The following is a 21670-nucleotide window of genomic DNA, read 5'->3' as shown; positions in this document are numbered from 1 at the left end:
ATTATGGATACGAATATTGTCTGGCATAACTATGCCGTGAATAAAACACATCGCAGCGAACAGAAAGGCCACCGTCCGGTTATTTTGTGGTTTACTGGTTATTCTGGCTCGGGCAAAAGCACCGTCGCCAACGCACTGGAGAGTGCCCTACAGCAACTTGGTGCCCACACTTATTTACTCGATGGTGACAATGTGCGTCACGGTCTGTGTAAAGACCTGGGATTCAGCGACGAAGATAGAGTCGAGAACATTCGTCGCGTGGGTGAACTGAGCAAACTCATGGTCGATGCCGGCCTGATCGTACTCACCGCCTTTATCTCACCCTTCCAGGCTGAGCGCGACATGGTTCGCGACCTGGTTGAAGACGCCGAATTTGTTGAGGTGTATCTGGATACACCGCTGGAGGTGTGTGAACAACGCGATCCAAAAGGGTTATATAAAAAAGCCCGTGCCGGCGAGATCAAACACTTTACCGGCATCGACTCTGACTATGAGCCACCAAAAAACCCGGAGATCCGCATTAATACCGGTGAAAATAGTCTGGACCAATCGGTGCAACAGCTGGTAGCGTATCTACAACAGCGCGAGATAATCCATCTGTAGTACCAAGGAAAAACCATGAACGACACCGACTTACTTGAGGAGATAGTGAATCTGGCCCGACGCGCCGGAGACAAGATCCTCACCATCTATGCCAAAGACTTTAACGTTGAGTACAAAGACGACAAAAGCCCGGTAACCGACGCCGATTTAGCCGCTAATGACGTGATCACAGCGGGCCTGAAAGCCCTTACCCCGGATTTACCGATCCTCAGCGAGGAAAGCGCAGAGATCAGCTGGCAGGAACGCCAGACCTGGCAACGCTACTGGCTGGTCGATCCCATCGACGGCACCAAGGAGTTTATTAAGAAAAACGGTGAGTTCACGGTCAACATAGCGTTAATTGAAAATGGTGAACCTGTCATGGGCGTCGTCCATGCACCGGCACTGAACGTGAGTTACTTCGCCGCTAACAGCATCGGCGCTTTTAAAGAGTGTGACGAAGCACGCATTGAGCTGAAAGTCACCCGTAAAGACAACCAGGGCACCATCCAGGTGGTTGGCTCACGCTCTCACCCATCGCCTGATTTAGCTGAGTATCTCACACAGTTTGACGATGTGAACATGGTGCCAAAAGGCAGTTCATTAAAACTGTGTCTGGTCGCTGAAAGTGCTGCTGATGTCTACCCGCGTTTAGGCCCAACCAGTGAGTGGGATACCGGTGCAGGACACGCAGTCGCGAAGATCGCGGGTGCAACCGTTACCCAGCTGGATGGCAGCCCACTGCTATACAATCAAAAAGAGTCTTATTTGAATCCCTATTTTGTGGTTTCACGACTCAACTAATATCCTGAGCCTTATCCAGTCGGGTAAGGCTTCTCTCTTACGCCCGTCACCATAAGGAAATACCATGTCACACACTACGATCAATTTTGCTGACAAGCTGGCGCTGTTTTCAGAGCACTGGACTCCTAAAGTCATTGCTGAAATGAACGACTATCAGTTCAAACTGGTAAAACTGCAGGGGGAATTTGTCTGGCACGATCACCCCGACACCGACGAAGTGTTCATCGTGCTATCCGGCGAGATGCAGATTGCCTTTCGGGACCGCACAGAGCATCTGAAAGAAGGTGACATGCTGGTTGTACCCAAGAGCTCAGAGCACAAACCCTACGCCGAGCATGAATGTCAGGTGCTGATTATCGAACCCAAAGGAGTCGTCAACACCGGAGATGCCGACAGCTCACTCACCGCACAAAACGATGTCTGGATCTAACTCACAGATGTAAGCGGACGAACCGAATCAAGAAACAAGCTTAGTGCACTAGTTTGGCTTTTTATTAAGCAATTGAATCAGATATGTGCGATTTTTTCCTCTTTTGCTAGTGACAAGCCTGTTAAAAATTTTTATACTGCCAGCGCTTTTTAGGTCTCTGCTAAAAAGTGCAAAAAAATGCCCCTATAGCTCAGTTGGGCGAAACAAGACCGAAGCATCGCTTCGCAGCTTGTTGAGGTGGAGGCAGGACGCCGACAGGACCTCGCTTCATGGATGAATTTATTGAGCACTACAATTTGAAAATGGCCCTATAGCTCAGTTGGTTAGAGCACCCGACTCATAATCGGTAGGTCCCTGGTTCAAGTCCAGGTGGGGCCACCATTTTTCCTCCGCAATTGTACTTCGTAATAAACTTCCATCTTGTTTGATGCTCAAATAATTTACTTTATAATCAAAAACCATAGCGCCCCAATCTGGTTCCAAGTATGCTAATACCATTGCATATCAAAGGACTTTCATCATGCCTAATCAAATGTTTACCGATGTCGAACTGCGTATCATGTCAATTCACGTTAAATCGCTGGGCTTGGTGGACAAGTTACTCAGTGAGCGCAAGTTTGAGATCAAAGTGTTCAGTGCAGTAAGCGACGGGGTCGCGGATCATGCATTTAATATGGAACTCAATGTGATGCCAGTCAGTGAAGGTGGCACCATCAGCTTTGGCCCTGCTGGTTATACGATTTATCGTAACCGGGCTGGTCAGATCCCGCGTTTTCTGGATGCGCATATTGCCGTATTGGAAGATGACAGTGACATCCGCAGTACGGCTAAGCTCATGGCAAAAGTCAGAAAAACCACGGCATTTGGCGAGCTCACCCGTACTGTAGCAGCTGCGGCGGCCAACCCCTTGTTTGCTGTTGGTATGAATGTAGCGGAAAGCCTGATGGATATTTCTATTGATGTACTAAAAGAGAACCAGGATGACCTGTGGTTACGCCGCTTTTTTAGCTTCAATTACAATATCGAAGGCTATGAGGGCGTCGCCGAGTTTGAGTCAGACGAAGTGCAGATCACACTGCAACTCTTTACCGGGTAACGCCCCTTCACTATCAGGCCTTTACAGCAATCACCGTGCCCTTAGTCAATGACTCCAGTTTAGCCGCTGGCAACGAAAACACCGCGTTTGGTGTGCCAGCCGCAGCCCATAACGTCTCGTATTGCAGCAAGTCCTCGTCAATATAAGTAATTGGGTTGCTCAGGTGTCCAATGGGGGGAATACCGCCAATGGCAAAGCCGGTTACCTCACGGGTAAATTCAGCGTCGGCTTTTACCAGCTTTTCTCCCAGATATTTTGCCACTACCTTTTCTTTTACCCGGTTGCTGCCACTGACCAATAGCAACACCGGTTTTCCGCTTTCTTTACCTTTAAAAATCAGTGATTTTACAATTTGTCCCAGTTCACACCCTATGGTGTGTGCCGACTCTTCCGCCGTGCGCGTACTGCCGGGCAATTCCAGTACCCTGAATTCACATCCCGCAGATTTTATCGCATCCTGAACCCGCTGAGCACTTTTACTCAATGTCTCTGTATCTTGGCTGATCATATTCACTCCTTTAGTTATTTTTTGCCAACCACTTCACTTTAACCAATAAACAGCACATCGGCCAAATAGGTCAGCTTTAGAGCTATTGCAATTCTTTCATCTACCAGACTCAGATCTAAATAGCAGTAGAAAAATGAGGATCCTGGTAGCAAGTTGCCCATTTCAACTACACTTAGGGTCAGGACAGTGGCGATAACTGTGCCGCCTTGGATTGAGCCAGGTACTTCAGCATGTAATATAGTCGTCACGACAAACACACTAAGTGAGACGTTCAGGTGACAAAACTGTACTCCATAGATCTCAAGTTCTGGTTAACGCTCGGAGCCTTTGTATTCGCAGCTTTATTGGCAGCTGGATTAGTACAGCTGCATCATCACACACAGAAAGAGAGCCTGCTGTCACTTAGCGAGGCCACCATCAGAAAAGATTTATCAATCCTGAACTTAACATTGCAACACCATTTTGCGGAAGATGAATACACAGAAATACAACGTACCCTAAGCGCGTTTTCTCACGATCAGGGGTACAAATATCTGGCACTGCTCAATACTCAGAACGACGTCTTATATAGTAGTGGTTCAATTCAGCCAGCGTCGTACAGCAACACTGATATTAGACAAGGCGAAGTCGTCCAGCAGACCCCATCTGATTTCAGCATTCACTATACAAAAGAACAGTATCTATTTAGAGCTTACGTTAGATACCAAAGAGACATCAGGATACAACACCCAAATACGTTACCTGCAATTATCTATGCTGAGTATTCTATCGAGCCGCACGCAAAACGGCTGCTTCATTATAGCCACATTAAAATCGCAGCCATTCTGGCTATTGCGCTATTGCTCACAGTCATGGTGTTGTATTTTACACGGCTCTTTATTCACCGTCCGGTTACGCAACTTATGTTGCTCAGTGAGCATGTCAGTCGCTTTGATTTTAGTGATAAGCTGGAAACAAAAGGAACAGGTGAATTTAAACGCCTAGCCGACAATCTAAACGACATGGCACGTAACCTGCGTAATGGCTGGAAACAAACGCAGCAGGCCGAAGCACAGGCTAAACGTAAACATGAAATACTAGAGGGTATCTTTGCTGCGCTTCCGGACTTGTTCTTCGTGGTTGACAGAGAAGGGACGATTTTGGAGTATCACTGCGGTCAAAAAAATGACCTGTTTGTCGCAGATAGCGAGTTCATGGGACGAACCATGCAGGATGTGCTTCCAAGCCAGACAGCGCGTTCATTTCACCGTGCCATACATGCCATTGGCAAGCCAGGCCAGCTTACTCAAATTGAATATGCACTACCATTTGACGATGGCAATCGCCATTTTGAAGCCCGACTGAGTGCACTGCCAGGTTCAGATTACCTCGTCGTCGCAGTGAGAAATATCACAGATAAAAAGCGTCAGGAAGAAATCATTCTTCACCACGCCTTTTACGACACACTGACAGACTTACCCAATCGTTTTTTGGTTCTCGATCGTCTCCAGCAACTGATCCACGATGCCAAACGGGACAAATCACTGGTTGGCGTTGGCTTTATTGACCTGGATGACTTCAAAAAGGTCAATGACTCGATGGGGCATGAAGTCGGTGATAAAGTCCTGATCCACTCAGCGCAGCGACTCAAATCGGCACTGCGAGAAAAAGACACTGTGGCCCGCTTAGGTGGCGATGAGTTCATCATTTTACTAGGCGATTTAAAAACCAGTGCTGATATCCCCCCTATTGCAACCAAGCTGGTTAAACTCTTTCATGCCCCATTTGACATTGACGGTCGCGCTTTTAATATTTCGCTGAGTCTGGGGATCGCGATTTTCCCTCAAGATGCCGACACCCCTAACGATCTGCTGCGTAAAGCTGACTCAGCCATGTATAACGCTAAGCAACAAGGTCGCAATACCTATTGCATGTTTACCGAAAGCATGAGCAATACGCTGCAGCGACGGCTGATGCTTGAAGAAAGCATGCAAGGCGCGCTGGAGCGTGGGGAGTTTGAGGTCTATTACCAGCCCCAGCTTGACCTGCAGGCGCGCAAAGTCGTCGGCGCTGAGGCATTATTGCGCTGGCACAGTGATACCTTGGGGCCAATCTCACCCGCTGAATTTATTCCATTAGCTGAGCAAACAGGCTTTATCATTGATTTGGGTAAATTTGTTTTAAACTCAGCAGCCAGAACGTTACAGCAGATACATACTCAATTTAATACGTCATTGCGCCTGGCGGTCAACTTATCACCCCGCCAGTTTAATGATCCGGCACTGCTCTGCCATGTGGAACAACTGATAGCACACTGTGCCTTACAACCCGGCACCCTTGAACTGGAGATCACCGAGGGCTTGCTGTTAAGCGGTGATAGCACAATTAAGGCAACCCTTAGCACGCTTCAAGAAATGGGAGTTTTGATCTCTATGGATGACTTTGGTACCGGTTATTCTTCGTTGAATTATCTACGCCAATACCCATTTGATGTATTAAAAATCGACCAGAGCTTCATCGCCGATATGCATGCGGGCAACGAATCAGCGTATCTGGTTAAAAATATCATTACCATGGCGCATGGCCTGGGGCTCAAAGTGGTTGCAGAAGGCATAGAAGATCAGGAGCAGCTAAACCGCTTGGTAGAGTTTAACTGTAACATTGGACAGGGCTATCTGATCGGCCAGCCAATGCCTGAAGCGGCATTTCAGGATTGGCTTAAACACAACTTTACCCGTCCTGAGAATATAATGAATAAATCCCTGTCGATACAAGACTATTAAAAAGAATATGTTAGTATTGCATGGCAGTGTAAGGATTTAGAACATGAATATAGAACAACTGGTAAGTAAAGCTAAGCAAGTTTGTGATAATCGAGGGGCTCGTTTTACCCCTATCCGAGAAAAAGTTTTCCGCTTACTCGCTGCTAAACAAGGCGGTGTAGGCGCCTATGATCTGTTAGAAGAGCTCAAACTCACCGAGTCTGGCGCAAAACCAGCAACGGTATACCGTGCTTTGGATTTTCTCTCAGAATTAGGGTTTATTCATAAAATTGAAAGCACGAATGCATTTATGCTGTGCCATCACTTTGACTGTATTCACCCTGTGCAGTTATTGATCTGTGACTCTTGTGGTCACGTACAAGAGCTGCATTCCAATGCCATTTCACACGAGCTGAATAACCTGGCTGCAGAGCACGGCTTTCTTGTAAAAGCACAAACGATTGAAGCACACGGCCGTTGTGGAAAGTGTAATGAGTAGTGCAGCATAGCAAAAAGCCCACTACACTTAATCCAGCGTCCGTTACAATGTAGGAACCTAGGGAAGAAGCATATGAATGTAGAATTCATCAACCCTTTTTTATCATCTCTGATGAATGTACTGGCCACCATGGCACAAACAGAACTAACGCCTGGCAAGCCTAAAATTAAAAAAGATGAGGTGGCACGCGGCGACGTGTCCGGGTTGATAGGCATGGTGGGCCCACAGACCAAAGGCTCCTTTTCTATCAGCTTTGATGAAGGTCTGGCTCTGACCATTATGGAAAGAATGCTGGGTGAGCGCCCGGAAAAGATCAATGAAGAGGTCACTGATATGGTTGGTGAAATCACCAACATGGTCACAGGTGGCGCAAAAAATTTACTGGGCGAGAAAGGCTATGAGTTTGATATGGCGACCCCAATCGTTGTGTCCGGGCCAGGCCACACCATCACCCACAAATGTGAAGGTCCAAAGATCATAATGCCGTTCACATCAGATGACGGCAATGCCAACATAGAGGTGAGCTTCGATAAGCTATGAGCTGGCATCAAACACACATCACACTCAGGCCGCGCCAACGCGGCTTTCATTTGATTGATGACGAGGTCCTGACCCAACTAACACAGCTGGGTTACTACAAAGTAGGCTTGCTACATTTGTTTATCCAGCATACGTCTGCCAGCCTCACCATCAACGAAAATGCCGACCCCACCGTACGCATGGATATGGAAAGTCACTTCAACCACTTTGTGCCCGAGCGACAAAGTTACTATCGCCATGATTACGAGGGAGACGATGACATGCCGGCTCATATTAAGTCGAGTACGCTGGGCTGTGAGGTCACGATCCCGGTCAGTCAGGGACGCCTGCAGTTAGGCACCTGGCAGGGGATCTATCTCGGGGAACACAGAGACCATGCAGGTAGTCGCGCTATCGTCGCCACCTTACACGGTCAATTATTGGAATAGACAGTCCGTTCAATCTGCCTCAGCAAGGTAATCATAACTCACGCGCGGTGTGATATTACATAGCAATTCATAGGGGATAGTACCTGCGCAAGCTGCCACTTCTTCAACAGGCAGCGCAGGGCCCCACATTTCAACCTCATCACCAACACTAATGTCATCCGGGTTACAACCTATATCCACCGTGATCATATCCATAGAGACGGCGCCAACAATGCCATAGCGCTCACCTCGTATGACCACGGGTGTCCCATCCTTCGCATTGCGCGGATAGCCATCTCCGTAACCCATAGCCACAATTGCCAACTGAGTTTGTTGCTTACTGTGCCAGCGACCGCCGTACCCAACCTTCTCTCCGGCAGCCAGTGATTTGACAGCAATTACCCGAGTTTTCAGGCGCATCACAGGCTTCAGCCCGTGCTCAGTACCAACCTGGTTAATCATAGGTGAAACGCCATACATCATCAAACCGGGCCGGATCCAGTCACCATGTGACTGTGGCCAGCCTATAACACCGGCTGAGTTAGCCAAACACTTAGCTTCCGGTTTACTCTGTACCAGGCGCTCAAACGCGGCAATCTGAACCTGTGTTTGTGTGCTGTGAACATCATCCGCACAGGAGAAATGTGTCATCAGCTTAATCTTGGGGTCAACGTTGTCGCAGGCTTTGAGACGCTGATAAAATGACTCGAACTGCTCGGGCTCAATGCCCAGACGGTGCATACCTGTGTCTATTTTTAGCCAAACCGACAAACGCGCGTCCAGTTGACTGGCTTCAATGGCCCGCAACTGGTTTTCATCATGAATAATGGCTTCAAAGTTATTGGCGATAAGAATAGGCAAATCGGCACGGTTGAAGAAGCCTTCAAGTAACACGATGGGTTTAGTCAGGCCACCGGCACGTAAAGCCAACGCTTCATCAATACGTGCGACCGCAAAGGCATCTGCATCATTGAGGTGCTGTGCAATTTTAACCAGACCATGCCCATAGGCATTGGCCTTAAGCACAGCCATAACCCGTGTACCAGGTGCCAGTACCTTAATCTGTTTTAAATTATAGCTTAAAGCCGTGAGGTTAATTTCGGCGGTTGCCAGGCGCATACATACTCCTAATTCGGGCTGCCGATTTAGTCACAAAGGACGAATATCTTAGTATTCGTCATCCACTGCAGGACCGGCATAATTGTCGAACCGAGAGAATTGCCCCTGGAAGGTTAACCTAACCTTACCAATCGGACCATTACGCTGTTTACCGATAATAATTTCTGCAACGCCTTTTTCCGGACTGTCGTCGTTATACACTTCATCGCGGTAGATAAACATGATTAAGTCGGCATCCTGCTCGATAGACCCCGATTCACGCAAGTCTGAGTTAACAGGGCGCTTATCCGCGCGCTGCTCCAGCGTACGGTTAAGCTGCGATAGGGCTATCACCGGGCACTGAAGCTCTTTTGCCAATGCCTTAAGTGAACGAGATATCTCGGCGATTTCTAAGGTCCGGTTATCCGATAAACTGGGGACTCGCATCAACTGCAAGTAGTCAACCATGATCATGCTGATCCCGCCATGATCCCGCGCAATCCGCCTCGCTCGTGAGCGCACATCGGTCGGAGTCAGACCTGAGGCGTCATCGATATACATCTGCCCTTTTTCCATTAGCAAGCCCATGGTGGAGGAAAGGCGTGCCCAATCATCATCATCCAGCTGGCCCGTCCTGACCTTAGTCTGGTTAATGCGTCCCAGTGAGGCCAGCATCCTCATCATGATTTGTTCTGAGGGCATCTCCAGCGAGTAAATAAGCACAGGCTTGTCTTGTGTCATCGCCGCATGCTCAGCCAGGTTCATCGCAAAAGTGGTTTTACCCATCGACGGACGTGCCGCGACTATGATCAGGTCTGACGGTTGCAGACCGGCGGTCATCTGGTCAAGATCAGAGTAGCCCGTGCTCACCCCGGTTACACCATCCTGCGGCGACTGGTAAAGCTCTTCGATCTTATCCACGGTTTTTTCCAGAATGCTGTGAATACTCTGCGGACCTTCGGTACTCTTAGTGCGTTGCTCAGCGATTTTGAATACTTTACTTTCCGCCAGGTCCAGTAATTCGTGGCTGTCGCGTCCTTCCGGGTTGAAACCCGCCTCGGCAATTTCATTAGCAACCGTGATCATCTCACGGACCACCGCACGTTCACGGACAATGCTGGCATAAGCATCTATGTTCGCGGCACTGGGTGTATTTTTCGCAATCTCAGCCAGATACGCAAAGCCACCCACAGTTTCTAACTGGTTATTCTTCTCAAGGTTTTCCGAAATAGTGATAAGGTCAATCGGCTGACTGGCTTCAACCAGCTTGGTCATTGCCTCAAATATCAACTTATGGGTGCGGGTATAAAAGTCCTGCGCAACGACCAGCTCTGCAACCCTATCAAACGCCTGATTATCAAGCATAAGTCCACCAAGTACAGACTGCTCAGCCTCGATGGAGTGGGGAGGGACTTTTAGGGTATCGACTTGTTGATCAGGTTTCGCCATATCACTACAAACACTAAGGGAAAGACCTGTTATTGTATACGCAATTGGGGTGGAAATGAATCTTGATTATCGCTCTAATGTGGGCCAAAGGAGGCGCATTGCACGCCCCCATCACTGCATTACAGTTTCTTCAATGCAATACGTCCACTGACAGTATCGATTTCCACATCCACGTCACCATCTTTGACCACAAACTCCAATTCCCGGGATGGGCCATATTTGGCTTTCTTCTCTTTGTCTGTTGAAAGCTCATTGATGATCCGGCCACCTGCATGGGCATCAATGTCAAAGCGTGCAGATAGCTCTGTAGGGAAGTAAAAGTCAACATCGCCACTGACCGACTCAAAACGAATATTCGCGCTTTTTTCGAGCGCTCTCAGACGCACGCTAATTTCACCATTCACGGTACTCATACGTAAGTCTTTCAGGCTGGCAATATCAAAATCGACTTCTCCATTGACGTTTTCAACACGAATATCAGTGGCCTGAGTCACACTCTCAATGCCGCCATTAACCGCATTGAAACGCAACTTGCCATTTGATGCCATATCTTCGATATCACCATTGACCGTTTCATAGCGAATATTGCCAGATAATTTTTTGCCTTCTATATCGCCATTCACGGTTTCCAGTTCAACCTTGCCGCTGAGCTCATTGGCCTCAATGTCCCCGTTGACTGTAGTGACGGCCACGTCAGCCTCAAAATGACTGACATCCACGTCAACACTCACCCCTTCAAAGTTAAGCTCACTTTGCTTTGGCATATAAATGGTCAACCGAGAGCCATCTCGCTGATTGTTCCAGCTCTTGCTACGGCGTGGCATTTTAACAATAAACTCGGTCACACTGCCCTGAGTTTCCAGCGTGTAACCTTCGGCCAGTTCATCCAGTTCACCACTGACCTGAAAGCTTGGCTTATCCCATGATTTAATTGTCACTTTACCACGCTGGCTTTCAATAACGACTTTGCCATCCAGCGGTATTTCTATCTGTTCGTCAATCTTGTCACCCGCCAGGGCAAACAGCGGCAGCGTAGCCAGTCCAAAAATGATTGCTTTCATGCTTCTCTCCTAAATCTGTTGCCACTGGGGCTGATGTACCTTAGTGATTAAATCTAACTGTTGCTGGTAAACCTGTGCCAGCATCTTGAGCAGAGCTGGGTTGTCCGGATCTTTCATCAGTGCCAGCTTAATCGCCTGCTCTGCTTCCTCCAGTTCCTGCAGTGGCCCTTGCCAGTCTTTCGTCAAGGCGGGCTGTGCCTCATACTGAACCAATAATGTCTGTTTCTTCTGCTCAAAAAAAGCGCTCATATGGGTCATGGTATCTTGCCTGGGCTGCGTCATAATGACCTGCCAGCTCAGTAAACCAGCCGATACACAGGCAGCGACCCCCGCCAATTTTATCCAGGGGCTGCGTGATGGAGCCACTGTGCTGGATACATTGATGGCTTTTTCAATACCCTGCCACAAATCTCTTCGTGGTTCAGGCAGCTGCTCCTGATCTTGCTGCCGCGGCAGTTGTTGTTTCAGAAACTGCTCAAATGTTGGTTTACTCATTGTCATACCACTCCTGTAACAATTTCCTGGCCCGGTGAAACTGCGATTTACTTGAGCCTACCGCCATATTCAACATATTAGCGACTTCTTCATGGCGGTACCCTTCTACCGCGTGCAACACAAACACCAGACGCGCTCGCTCCGGCAAACGTAAGATCAATTTGTCGAGCCCGTTGAGCGATTGGCATTGCATTATCTCGGCGTGTTCCATCCCACTGTCTTCGAGGCTAACCACTTTTTGCAGCCAGTTTTTTTGTTTACGTAAATAACTGATCGCGACATTCGATGTGACACTGTGTAGCCAGGTAGTGAACTTTGACTGGCCCTGAAACTGAGCAATTTTGTGCCAAAGCTGTACAAACACCTCCTGCGTCGCATCTTCCGCATGTGCCTGATCAGCGAGCAAACGTAAACACAGTCCATACACCCTGCGATAACACTGTTGATAGAGCTGTTCAAACGCCGCTTGCTCGCCCTGCTGAGCACGCTGCACTAACAGTTCAATCGTATCTGGGTTAAATGCCTCTTTGGCATTGATTATCATAGAGTATTCCTTCGCTTACGAGTCATCATCGTGACATATCAGGTGCTATAAAGAAAGTAACCCAATGGTGCGATGTTTGGAAGATAAGACGAGCGTGGGACAACAAAAGGTTTAAACAGGCGAGAAAATTTTTTTTTTACAACTGTCAGGAGGGTTACTCTTCGTCTTCATCGGGTGTCTGGTACTCGTCACCAGACTCAAAACGCCATCCCATAAACTCCAGTTTTGCCGGCGTGATCACGCCACCGTTACCAAGATTGAAGTTTTTCAGCGCTTCATCAAAATGCACACCACTGCCGCCCGTCGCATCTATGGTTGCGCCACGAATGGTGCCATAAAACTGGCCACTGCCGCGCATAGCAATGCTGGTCACCGGCGCATATATGACAGCGTACATTGAACTGGCCCCCCGCATTGTGATGCCATTCTGGCCTGAATAGGATGAGAAGATGCTCAGGCTTGGAAAACCACTGTCAGTCAACCCTTCCTGCTCTGTGAGCACTACCCCGCTGGCACCAAAATCCACTTTTCCGGTGACAAAAATGGCCAGGCTGCTGTCTGCTTTGATGGTGATGCTGGTGTCGCCCGTCATTTTGAGATCCCCATCAACCAGCCAGATCACATCACCGCCTTCTATGGTAATAGTGCCATCACTGGTGAGCTTCATGTTTTTCATACCGAAGACATATTCGCTGCTGGTATTACTCTGGCCATGACTTTGCGTCAGATGCTGGAACAAATAGATGTCGGCAGGGCTCGAAGACCAGGTACCGCTGCCACCCCGTATATAACGGCCTTCACTTGGCGTGAACACATAGTCGGTCTGTGCACCAACCGTAAAATCCGTGTAAGTGTTATTGCTGTCTATCACGGAAGGCATATTGAGCGGTAAAGCCAGCGGGTCACATTCTTTGTCAGGGTCATTAGGGTCATAATCTGGCGAACTTGGATCATAGACACGCACCGCTTCAACCTCAGGGTTCACATTGAAGCGATCCGCTGAGTAATGGAGCCCATTCTGTACATGACTACTTTGAAAACTGCCCGTTCCCCCATACATGATATCTAGCTCAGCCTGATTTTGATTGAGGATCTCAGCACCCCACTTCATGCTTACGTCACCGTTTGCGCGCAGCACACCTGTGATCTGGCCGCCATTGTGTTTAACAAACCCCTGAGTGAGCACATCTCCGTCAACCCGCACCCCACTGCCCGCAGAAATGTCGATCCCAGTATTCGATTGCACAGTGCCAACGACAGGCGAAGACCCTTTGAGATACAAGATGCCCGATGCTTTTACATCGCCCATAATGGGTGAATGCCCATTCAGCACCACATCGGCATCACCAATCACTGTATTAACATCACCATTGCTGGTGCGCGTGTCTTCATAACTGCCCAAAGTGGAGTCATAGCTATCAACCAGGCCACTACCAGCCAGATTAACGCCTTTACATCCAGTTACCGCATTTTGAAACACTGAGCTGCGTTCAGCTGGCGTGTATTTAAAGTAAGAGACCATTCGCGCATGCGCCTGATCATCATAACGCTTACCCAGGCTGGCAATCGACACTTCATCTCCATTGACTGACAACTGTGCGTCATAGCTTGTCCCGTCGAGTTCGCCAGTCCCCAGCCCCGCGCCTATCTGCTGCACAGCCTGATCAAGTGTCAGATTGGCGTTATTGGTGATGGCGGCTTTAAGTGCCTGACCCCGCTCTATGACCCCTTTTTCGGCCAGGAGACGGGCATTGAGGTCTTTTTGATAGTTACCACTCAAGCGTTCTTGTACCAGGGTATCTTTAAAAGCAGCAAACACAACGACGCTGGCCACTGAACTCAGTAGCATAACTTTAATCAGGGTAAATCCACACTGTCTTGTACTCTGCATCTTCATAGTGTCACCAATTGGCCGTCGCCAGCACTTGCTGGCTCGCAGCAACGTCTATTTGGATCCCCGCTGCATACTGCACTGGAATGCCCACGGGCGTTACCGTGATCGACGTGATCAAGCCGTTGACGGAAAAACTCAAAGCATTTACACCGCGCAATAAACGTTGAGCAGGCAAGTTATCCGAGCTGATATCACACAACAAATAACCGTCAAGCAAGGAAAATGTTTCTGTATAAGTGACTGCAGGTACACTGCCATCACATGCTGGCGTGTTGGCGACCTGCGTAACCTCTAACGCGCGACCATTGAGTCTGACCTGGGGCGTAGAAGCCGTTTGCTTGATGCTCCGGGTCATAAGCTGACTGGTGTAGCGGATCACTTCCTGTGCTTGTGCCAATTCCTGATTAACAGCAATGGTGCTGCGAATGGTCGAATAGGCCACTGCAATACCACCGAGCATAAACAGCCCTATCGATAGTGCTATCAAAAGCTCCAGCAGGGTAAATCCGCGGTAGTTCATCAAACGACTCATAAGCAAACATTAACAAAGCTGGCATGCAAGGAAATTTGATCCACCCCCGTATCTGTCATACGTTCGTCATGCCAGCTGACTGACACACTCATATCAAGGCTAAATGTCTCGGGTAGCGTCAGCGTGAAACGCGGATCATTCGGGTACAATCCCGCCGCTGTCGGATTCGTACCTGGGTTCAGGCTGGTGTTGACACTTTGGTAGTGACAAATATCCGGCCAGATCCGCTCTATTGCATTCTGGCCATGGATCAGGGCAATAGTGTACTTAAAGCTATTCTGTGCAAACTGCATGGCTTTTATCTGCGCCGCAGCAAGCCCCAGCAAGGCAATGGCTGCGATGACCATAGACACCATGACTTCCAGCAATGAAAAACCTTTTACTACGCGCAATTATCTGTCGCCTTACCCAACCAACTTTGCCCACTGTGTAGAATGCACAAACGCACATCATCCGTTGCCGCATCGTTATCTGAAATCAGAATGTTACTAAATGCACTCAACTCACCACTTGAACGTAATGTCCTGTCGACCAGGTTCACCGCCACTTGGTTATGATCAATCGTAAAACGCTTTAAAGTCACTTCCTGACCTTGCTCAACCACCTTCATGACCCAGTCGCTGTTTTCCAACTCTAGCTTTACTGGCACTTCCCGTTTTACCGCTTCACTGCGCGCAAAACGATAAAAACTACTTAACTTGTTTGCCGTGGTATTAACCCGGTCTTGTTTAATCTGGCCGATTAAAGACGGTGCTGCAACCATAGCCAGAATGGCAATAATCGCCAATACCACCAACAATTCAACGAGCGTTACGCCACGCTGGGTATATTTACCAACAGTCATTCAGGTTGCCTCCCTGATTGCCCAAATGGTCTAACGTCAGCACGCCACACACGTCTCTGCTCTGACCCTTATCGGCCACTGGTGTCGCCCTTAAAATATAGCCCATATTGCGAAAATCACCGCTCGCACCTTGTGGCTTATTACGCGCCTCATAACTGAACGTGTAGTACTCAGCAGCAGGCAAACCCTGGAATGTTGCAGTATTGGGGTAACCACCATTGCGGGAATAAATACGCTCCAACGTGGCACTGGTTTGCAACAACAAATGTTGTGCATCCAGTCGTCTGCTTTCACGCACATACTCGCCGTAGTTTGGCAATGCCACACTGGCCAGGATGGCAACGATCGCAATGGCGATCAGCAGCTCTATCAAAGTAAATCCACGCATTCTGGAGGTCTTAAGCATATTGGGTTTCCCACCTAAATGATAACGCTGTCATAAACTCATTAATTAGAATGTATGACATTTAACCAATAAAAAAAAGTGCCTGTAATAAAAACAGTTAACTAAAATATCACAAAACAGAATTAGCTAAAACAGGAACGCGCTTACAGTCTATAACAGCCGGGCTCTTTCCCCTAAAAACCTCTTGAGGTCAGACCATTAAATTGCAGCTACAATTGTTCCCGAGATGACTATAAGCCGTTTACGAGCGCTGTTGTTTTGATTTGGATTAATTTTCCGACTTGTGTTGTAAATCTTCCATGATGATCCCGATAATCATCAGATCCACACACTGAAAATTGGAGTTGTTATTGTCTTTCAGAGATTGGGAATACAACCGCGCACAGATGCGCGCGGTTGGTGCTTAATAAAATTAAGCTTCAGCGATCACGATTACTTTGATAGCTGTTGTCACGTCAGTGTGAAGCTGGATAGTTACGTCGAACTCACCTGTCTCACGGATAGTACCGGTAGGCAGACGAACTTCTGACTTAGCAACTTCAAGACCTACTGCGGTGATAGCGTCGGCGATATCGCGAGTACCGATAGAACCGAATAGCTTACCTTCGTCACCCGCTTTAGAAACCAGAGTCACTTCAGCAAGTGCTTCTAGTTTTTCAGCGCGCGCTTGTGCAGCAGTTAGCTCTTCAGCGATTTTCGCTTCAAGCTCAGCACGACGTGCTTCGAAAGTTTCGATGTTAGCTTTAGTTGCAGGAACTGCCTTGCCCTTAGGGAAAAGGAAGTTACGTGCGAAACCAGATTTAACTGAAACCTGGTCACCTAGGCCACCTAGGTTTGCGATCTTGTCTAGTAGAATAACTTGCATGTCTCTACACCTTTTAAAAACTGTTAATCAGCTGCTTACTTATGTAAGTCAGTGTACGGAAGAAGGGCTAGGTAGCGAGCACGCTTGATAGCAGTTGCTAGCTGACGCTGGTATTTAGCGCTAGTACCTGTGATACGGCTAGGTACGATTTTGCCACTTTCAGTTACATAGTTTTTAAGAGTAGCCAGATCTTTGTAATCGATTTGTTGTACGCCTTCCGCTTTGAAACGGCAGAACTTACGACGTCTGAAATAACGTGCCATGAGTAAATTTCCTCAATTAATTCTTTCAATATGTTGTGCATGTAATACAAGTTGACTCAAGCCACTGCGACTTTCGTGTCGGTTTAAAAAACCGCGTACCTGTAAGGTCTGCCCAACGTATAAATGCTCTAGTTGAGTCCGGAACTGCTGTCCGCTGGCAACCACCTGAATACGTACATAACTGTTACGATTTAGGTCAGCTTCTATCTGCATCGATTTATGTTCTAAAACAAAAATACAATGCGCGATGCCGGCGGGGCTTTGACTGTACTTAGGTGGCTTACAGACCGTGCCAGATAATACCAGCTGGTTTGTATACAGTTCAGACTGAGTGCTCACCAAACTACCAGGTCAATTCCGAATCAATAACGATTAAGCAGTTGCTGCTTCTTTTTTCTCTTCTTTAGCAAGAGGAGACGCTTCAGTTACAGCGTTCTTAGTACGCATAACCAGGTTACGAAGCACTGCATCGTTGTAGCGGAAAGAAGTTTCAAGCTCGCTGATTACTTCAGTAGGTGCTTCAACGTTCAACAGAACATAGTGTGCTTTGTGAAGCTTTTCGATTGGGTAAGCCAGTTGACGACGGCCCCAGTCTTCTAGGCGGTGGATTTTACCGCCAGCTTCTGTGATGGCACCAGTATAACGCTCGATCATACCAGGTACTTGCTCACTTTGGTCTGGGTGAACCATGAATACGATTTCGTAATGACGCATGGATATTCCTTACGGTTAATATAGCCTTGTCCCGTTTCGGCCAGTCGGGGTAAGGCAAGGAACTAAAGTTAGTTAGGCCGAAAGAGCGCGTATTTTACGTGTCGCGCTAAAAATAAGCAATCAGTTTATCGCTGAAAATTGGTGGAATAATATTTAAAGTTGCGTGAGTCGGAGTGAAAAAATATGAGTATTGAGTATAAAGAGACAGGAGGAAGTTGGAGCGGCACACGAGGTTCGAACTCGTGACCTCGACCTTGGCAAGGTCGCGCTCTACCAGCTGAGCTAGTGCCGCATCACAGGGTATGGAAATATAATACCATACAAACTCGTTATTCAGTCAGTTGAGTAAACTGATCGTAAATTGGAGCGGCACACGAGGTTCGAACTCGTGACCTCGACCTTGGCAAGGTCGCGCTCTACCAGCTGAGCTAGTGCCGCATCACTATAAGTACTCTTTTTTAGTCAGTTGAGTAAACTGATTATAGATTGGAGCGGCACACGAGGTTCGAACTCGTGACCTCGACCTTGGCAAGGTCGCGCTCTACCAGCTGAGCTAGTGCCGCTTCATAAGTTATGGAATATTAAAGCGCTGGTGCGCGACGGGTCGCGTCTAACGTTTTAGCAGCAGAGCCAGTGCCGCATTCCAATGTAGCTCTTAGTTTCCCGCTGGGCGCAACCTTGAGGTCGCGTCTAACGTTTTAGCAGCTGAGCTAGTGCCGCATCACAATAAGTGCTCTTTTTTAGTCAGTTGAGTAAACTGATTGTAGATTGGAGCGGCACACGAGGTTCGAACTCGTGACCTCGACCTTGGCAAGGTCGCGCTCTACCAGCTGAGCTAGTGCCGCTTCATAATACCCCAGAGACAAATAAGCTTTGCCGTCTTGAGCGGGGCAGGATTCTACAAGATAGAAAAAGCATTGCAAGTACTTTTTCTAAATTTTTTAAAGATTGAAGAATTTTTGCTGATAGACCTTCAACTCCATAATGGAGTCTTTAATGTCGTCCAGAGCCAGGTGAGAACTCTTTTTGTGGATCCCGTTTAACAGCTCAGGCTTCCAGCGACGTGCCAGCTCTTTAATCGTGCTAACGTCCAGGTTGCGGTAGTGGAAGTATTCTTCCAGCTCTGGCATGTATTTATTGAGGAAACGACGGTCCTGACCAATCGAATTACCACACATAGGCGATTTGCCCGGCGGCACCCATTGCTTCAGGAAGTCCAAGGTTTGTTTGATTGCATCAGATTCAGAATGAGAACTGGCCTTACAACGCGCAGTCAGACCTGAGCGGCCATGCTGGTTTGTACACCATTCATCCATATTATCAAGTAATTCATCACTTTGATGGATAGCAATTACAGGTCCCTCAGCCAGTACGTTAAGATCACAGTCTGTGATCACAGTGGCAATTTCGAGGATCCTATCTGTTTTAGGTTCCAGACCCGTCATTTCTAAGTCGAGCCAGATCAGGTTTGATTCATGAAAAGACATACACTACCTAACGGTACTTTCCTTTAGATCCAATGCAATTAGATATATCATATTAGCTTCATCACTCGACCAAAAGCTTTTTTTTACAAAGCGGGGCAATTTATTGAGTTATAGTCCATGATTGGCCTGTATACCACTCGATAGCAATAAATCGTGTCGCGAGTTTATTAGATATGGCAAAACGCAAAAAACTCAGTAAGGGCCAATCCAGACGGATCAGTGCCAATCATCAAAAACGCTTGCATAAAGCGAAACAACAATCCGACACTCAGGTAAGCTGGCAAACAGACAACCTGGGCCCCACAGAACCCGCCGTAGTGATCAGTCGCTTTGGGCAACATGCCGATGTCGAGTGCGAAAATGGCGACGTGCTACGCTGCAATATCCGCCGTACCGTCACCAGTTTAGTGTGTGGTGACGAAGTGATTTTCCGTCGCGCCAAAGTGAGCGAAGGCGATTTGGCCGGCGTCATAGAAGCCGTCGAGCCTCGACGCTCTCAGCTGACCCGTCCGGATTTTTATGATGGTGTTAAGGTGGTGGCAGCCAACATAGATCAGATTTTAATGGTGTCCGCCGTGGTGCCTGAATTTACCCCACAGATCATTGACCGTTACCTGGTCGCCTGTGAAGACATGGGGATTGAACCAATTCTGTTACTCAACAAGGTTGACCTGCTCGATGACGAAGGCCTCGACTATGTCGATGAAGTCTTGGATATCTATCGCGACTTAGGTTACCGCGTCTTACTGGTCAGTAACAAGACTGGCGAAGGGATCGATGAGCTCAAAGCCCTGCTGACAGAAAAGAATAATATCTTCGTTGGTCAGTCTGGGGTCGGGAAGTCAACACTGGTCAATACGGTACTGCCTGATGCAGCCATCCTGACCCAGGAAGTGTCCGAAAACAGTGGCCTGGGCCAGCACACCACAACCGTCTCAAAACTGCATCACTTACCCAGTGGCGGTAACCTGATAGACAGCCCGGGGATCCGTGAGTTTGGTCTGTGGCATCTCGAAGTAGAGCGCGTGACCTGGTGCTTTAAAGAGTTCCGTGAGTTTATCGGTGGCTGCCGTTTTCGAGACTGCAAACACCTCAACGATCCTGGTTGTCTGATCCTGGAAGCGGTTGACGAAGGCAAAATAAGCGAACTGCGCTTCGACAGCTATCACCGCATTCTGGAGTCAATGGCAGATGGCCGCGCAGGTGCGCGCGCGCCAAGAGTTTGATACTATCTTCAAAATTTTTTCAGGAATAATAAAAGTGAACTTGGATAAACTAAAAATTGCCCTGCAATATGCTTTACCCAAACATGCCGTATCACGTTTGGTGGGAAAACTGGCAGCAGCCGAAGCGGGTGCACTGACAACCACCTTAATTAAACTGTTTATCAAACAATACAAGATAGACATGAGTGAAGCGCTGCATGAAGATCCAGCTCACTACAAGACCTTTAATGAATTCTTTACCCGCCCGCTGAAGCCGGGGATCCGTCCGCTTGCTGAGGAAGCCAGCATCGTGGCACACCCGGTTGACGGCGCCATCAGCCAGCTGGGCGATGTCGTAGATGGTCAGATCATTCAGGCCAAAGGCCATGACTACAGCCTGCAAACCCTGTTGGGTGGCAAAGAGTCAGACGTAGCGCCGTATCTGGGTGGTAAATTTGCCACGATTTACCTGGCACCCAAAGACTATCACCGTATTCATATGCCCCTTGATGGTACACTGAAAAAGATGATCTACGTGCCTGGCGACCTGTTCTCAGTTAACCCTTTGACGGCACAAAACGTCCCGAACCTGTTTGCACGTAACGAGCGCGTTGTGGCTATTTTCGACACTGAAATCGGTCCCCTTGCCATGGTATTGGTGGGCGCAACCATAGTAGCCAGCATTGAAACCATCTGGGCTGGTACTGTGACCCCACCCGCAGGCAAAGACGTCTTCAGCTGGGATTACCCGGCCGAAGGTGACAACGCCATTAAGCTGAAAAAAGGCGACGAAATGGGCCGCTTTAAGCTGGGCTCAACTGTGATCCTGGCCTGGGGAGAAGATAAAGCCGACTTCCTGGCAAACCAGTTACCAGAAACCGTTACCCGCATGGGCACGCCATTCGCGACCATTCGTGAATAAACCCACCCAGATAAGACACTAAAACAGCCCGCGCATGCGGGCTTTTTAATATGATATGGGTGCTTCGATGAGCGTTACGGGCACCCAATCAGTGTACACACAGACCAGACGCACGAACCTGCAGGACCTGTATGGCAAGGCGCAAGTACTGAAACTCCACCAGCCACTTTAGGGGTTTCCTGCAGATTTATCTCACGTCTTTGCGAGCTTAATTGTTTGAGGTTTTTTTTAGAGAGTGTGATTTTCATAATGTTTCCTTATTGATGAATAAATCAACAATACGA

General features: G+C 48.2%; 27 protein-coding genes and 5 tRNA genes. 11 read left to right on the top strand and 21 right to left on the bottom strand.

Going from position 1 to position 21670, the window contains the following annotated elements; all coding sequences use genetic code 11:
* Positions 1-3 precede the first annotated feature (3 nt).
* From cysC to AT705_RS13380, 5 genes are all read left to right on the top strand, one after another.
* A complete protein-coding gene (gene cysC, locus AT705_RS13400) occupies positions 4-603 on the top strand; it encodes an adenylyl-sulfate kinase (protein ID WP_058796958.1) in 600 nt (199 codons plus the stop codon).
* Between the two features lie 15 nt (positions 604-618).
* Positions 619-1386: a 3'(2'),5'-bisphosphate nucleotidase CysQ gene (gene cysQ, locus AT705_RS13395; protein ID WP_058796957.1), complete on the top strand. Its 768-nt coding sequence runs from the start codon at positions 619-621 to the stop codon at positions 1384-1386.
* 64 nt (positions 1387-1450) lie between these two features.
* The gene (locus AT705_RS13390) at positions 1451-1816 is read left to right on the top strand and encodes a cupin domain-containing protein (protein ID WP_058796956.1); all 366 of its coding nucleotides are present in this window, start codon (positions 1451-1453) and stop codon (positions 1814-1816) included.
* 304 nt (positions 1817-2120) lie between these two features.
* A tRNA-Ile gene (locus AT705_RS13385) sits at positions 2121-2197 on the top strand.
* Positions 2198-2336: 139 nt separating this feature from the next.
* Positions 2337-2912 (top strand): hypothetical protein, encoded by a 576-nt coding sequence (locus tag AT705_RS13380; RefSeq protein ID WP_049865212.1) that lies wholly within the window; start codon positions 2337-2339, stop codon positions 2910-2912.
* Positions 2913-2925: 13 nt separating this feature from the next.
* Here the strand turns inward: AT705_RS13380 and AT705_RS13375 are convergent, their stop codons facing one another.
* Together AT705_RS13375 and AT705_RS13370 are read right to left on the bottom strand one after the other, a co-directional pair.
* Positions 2926-3420: a YbaK/EbsC family protein gene (locus tag AT705_RS13375; RefSeq protein WP_058796955.1), complete on the bottom strand. Its 495-nt coding sequence runs from the start codon at positions 3418-3420 to the stop codon at positions 2926-2928.
* A gap of 38 nt (positions 3421-3458) precedes the next feature.
* Positions 3459-3668, bottom strand: coding sequence for a hypothetical protein (locus AT705_RS13370; protein WP_157576786.1), 210 nt, complete (start codon positions 3666-3668; stop codon positions 3459-3461).
* Between the two features lie 27 nt (positions 3669-3695).
* Here AT705_RS13370 and AT705_RS13365 point away from each other — a divergent pair, with 27 nt between their 5' ends.
* The 4 genes from AT705_RS13365 (at position 3696) to AT705_RS13350 (ending at position 7628) form a co-directional block, all read left to right on the top strand.
* On the top strand, positions 3696-6182 hold the full coding sequence (locus AT705_RS13365; protein ID WP_058796953.1) for a bifunctional diguanylate cyclase/phosphodiesterase: 2487 nt from the start codon (positions 3696-3698) through the stop codon (positions 6180-6182).
* A gap of 43 nt (positions 6183-6225) precedes the next feature.
* On the top strand, positions 6226-6660 hold the full coding sequence (locus AT705_RS13360) for a transcriptional repressor (RefSeq protein ID WP_058796952.1): 435 nt from the start codon (positions 6226-6228) through the stop codon (positions 6658-6660).
* 72 nt (positions 6661-6732) lie between these two features.
* A complete protein-coding gene (locus AT705_RS13355) occupies positions 6733-7200 on the top strand; it encodes a chemotaxis protein CheX (RefSeq protein WP_010386278.1) in 468 nt (155 codons plus the stop codon).
* Entirely contained in the window at positions 7197-7628 is a 432-nt protein-coding gene (locus AT705_RS13350; protein ID WP_058796951.1) for a secondary thiamine-phosphate synthase enzyme YjbQ, read from the top strand. Before AT705_RS13355 ends, AT705_RS13350 begins: the two co-directional genes overlap by 4 nt.
* Positions 7629-7637: 9 nt before the next feature.
* On the opposite strand, the gene alr is transcribed toward AT705_RS13350, so the two are convergent.
* The 19 genes from alr to orn all read right to left on the bottom strand — a co-directional run bounded on the left by alr (position 7638) and on the right by orn (position 19259).
* On the bottom strand, positions 7638-8726 hold the full coding sequence (gene alr / locus AT705_RS13345; RefSeq protein ID WP_058796950.1) for an alanine racemase: 1089 nt from the start codon (positions 8724-8726) through the stop codon (positions 7638-7640).
* A 48-nt stretch (positions 8727-8774) separates the two neighbouring features.
* Positions 8775-10154 (bottom strand): replicative DNA helicase, encoded by a 1380-nt coding sequence (gene dnaB / locus AT705_RS13340; RefSeq protein WP_049865207.1) that lies wholly within the window; start codon positions 10152-10154, stop codon positions 8775-8777.
* Between the two features lie 119 nt (positions 10155-10273).
* Complete coding sequence (locus AT705_RS13335) at positions 10274-11215, bottom strand: DUF4097 family beta strand repeat-containing protein (RefSeq protein ID WP_058796949.1); 942 nt, start codon at positions 11213-11215, stop codon at positions 10274-10276.
* 9 nt (positions 11216-11224) lie between these two features.
* On the bottom strand, positions 11225-11710 hold the full coding sequence (locus tag AT705_RS13330) for a hypothetical protein (protein ID WP_058796948.1): 486 nt from the start codon (positions 11708-11710) through the stop codon (positions 11225-11227).
* On the bottom strand, positions 11703-12254 hold the full coding sequence (locus AT705_RS13325; RefSeq protein WP_010386271.1) for an RNA polymerase sigma factor: 552 nt from the start codon (positions 12252-12254) through the stop codon (positions 11703-11705). Before AT705_RS13325 ends, AT705_RS13330 begins: the two co-directional genes overlap by 8 nt.
* Before the next feature lie 154 nt (positions 12255-12408).
* Positions 12409-14151 (bottom strand): DUF7305 domain-containing protein, encoded by a 1743-nt coding sequence (locus AT705_RS13320; RefSeq protein WP_082668994.1) that lies wholly within the window; start codon positions 14149-14151, stop codon positions 12409-12411.
* A gap of 4 nt (positions 14152-14155) precedes the next feature.
* Positions 14156-14680 carry a PilW family protein gene (locus AT705_RS13315; RefSeq protein WP_082668993.1) on the bottom strand — a complete coding sequence of 175 codons (525 nt, stop codon included), beginning with the start codon at positions 14678-14680 and terminating at the stop codon, positions 14156-14158.
* Positions 14677-15072, bottom strand: a complete 396-nt coding sequence (locus AT705_RS13310; RefSeq protein WP_058796946.1) for a type IV pilus modification PilV family protein — start codon at positions 15070-15072, stop codon at positions 14677-14679. Before AT705_RS13310 ends, AT705_RS13315 begins: the two co-directional genes overlap by 4 nt.
* The gene (locus AT705_RS13305; RefSeq protein WP_058796945.1) at positions 15063-15524 is read right to left on the bottom strand and encodes a pilus assembly FimT family protein; all 462 of its coding nucleotides are present in this window, start codon (positions 15522-15524) and stop codon (positions 15063-15065) included. Before AT705_RS13305 ends, AT705_RS13310 begins: the two co-directional genes overlap by 10 nt.
* A complete protein-coding gene (locus AT705_RS13300) occupies positions 15511-15930 on the bottom strand; it encodes a type IV pilin protein (protein ID WP_058796944.1) in 420 nt (139 codons plus the stop codon). The genes AT705_RS13305 and AT705_RS13300 overlap by 14 nt, the downstream gene beginning before the upstream one ends.
* Before the next feature lie 412 nt (positions 15931-16342).
* On the bottom strand, positions 16343-16795 hold the full coding sequence (gene rplI / locus AT705_RS13295; RefSeq protein WP_010386264.1) for a 50S ribosomal protein L9: 453 nt from the start codon (positions 16793-16795) through the stop codon (positions 16343-16345).
* A 35-nt stretch (positions 16796-16830) separates the two neighbouring features.
* Entirely contained in the window at positions 16831-17058 is a 228-nt protein-coding gene (rpsR, locus tag AT705_RS13290; RefSeq protein ID WP_010386263.1) for a 30S ribosomal protein S18, read from the bottom strand.
* Positions 17059-17070: 12 nt separating this feature from the next.
* The gene (priB, locus tag AT705_RS13285; RefSeq protein WP_049865201.1) at positions 17071-17400 is read right to left on the bottom strand and encodes a primosomal replication protein N; all 330 of its coding nucleotides are present in this window, start codon (positions 17398-17400) and stop codon (positions 17071-17073) included.
* A 30-nt stretch (positions 17401-17430) separates the two neighbouring features.
* Entirely contained in the window at positions 17431-17772 is a 342-nt protein-coding gene (gene rpsF / locus AT705_RS13280; protein WP_010386261.1) for a 30S ribosomal protein S6, read from the bottom strand.
* 216 nt (positions 17773-17988) lie between these two features.
* Positions 17989-18064: transfer RNA gene (locus AT705_RS13275), tRNA-Gly, on the bottom strand.
* A gap of 70 nt (positions 18065-18134) precedes the next feature.
* Positions 18135-18210, bottom strand: a tRNA-Gly gene (locus AT705_RS13270).
* A gap of 49 nt (positions 18211-18259) precedes the next feature.
* A tRNA-Gly gene (locus AT705_RS13265) sits at positions 18260-18335 on the bottom strand.
* Between the two features lie 206 nt (positions 18336-18541).
* Positions 18542-18617, bottom strand: a tRNA-Gly gene (locus AT705_RS13260).
* A 96-nt stretch (positions 18618-18713) separates the two neighbouring features.
* The gene (gene orn, locus AT705_RS13255) at positions 18714-19259 is read right to left on the bottom strand and encodes an oligoribonuclease (RefSeq protein ID WP_010386260.1); all 546 of its coding nucleotides are present in this window, start codon (positions 19257-19259) and stop codon (positions 18714-18716) included.
* 173 nt (positions 19260-19432) lie between these two features.
* On the opposite strand from orn, the gene rsgA reads away from it, so the two are divergent.
* The gene (gene rsgA, locus AT705_RS13250; RefSeq protein WP_058796943.1) at positions 19433-20485 is read left to right on the top strand and encodes a small ribosomal subunit biogenesis GTPase RsgA; all 1053 of its coding nucleotides are present in this window, start codon (positions 19433-19435) and stop codon (positions 20483-20485) included.
* A 34-nt stretch (positions 20486-20519) separates the two neighbouring features.
* On the top strand, positions 20520-21386 hold the full coding sequence (asd, locus tag AT705_RS13245) for an archaetidylserine decarboxylase (RefSeq protein ID WP_058797999.1): 867 nt from the start codon (positions 20520-20522) through the stop codon (positions 21384-21386).
* Positions 21387-21670: the final 284 nt, after the last annotated feature.

It is taken from the genome of Pseudoalteromonas rubra (assembly GCF_001482385.1).
Classification (GTDB): domain Bacteria; phylum Pseudomonadota; class Gammaproteobacteria; order Enterobacterales; family Alteromonadaceae; genus Pseudoalteromonas; species Pseudoalteromonas ardens.
The sequence above is the reverse complement of the archived record's forward strand: the minus strand, read 5'-3'. Positions and strand labels throughout refer to the sequence as shown.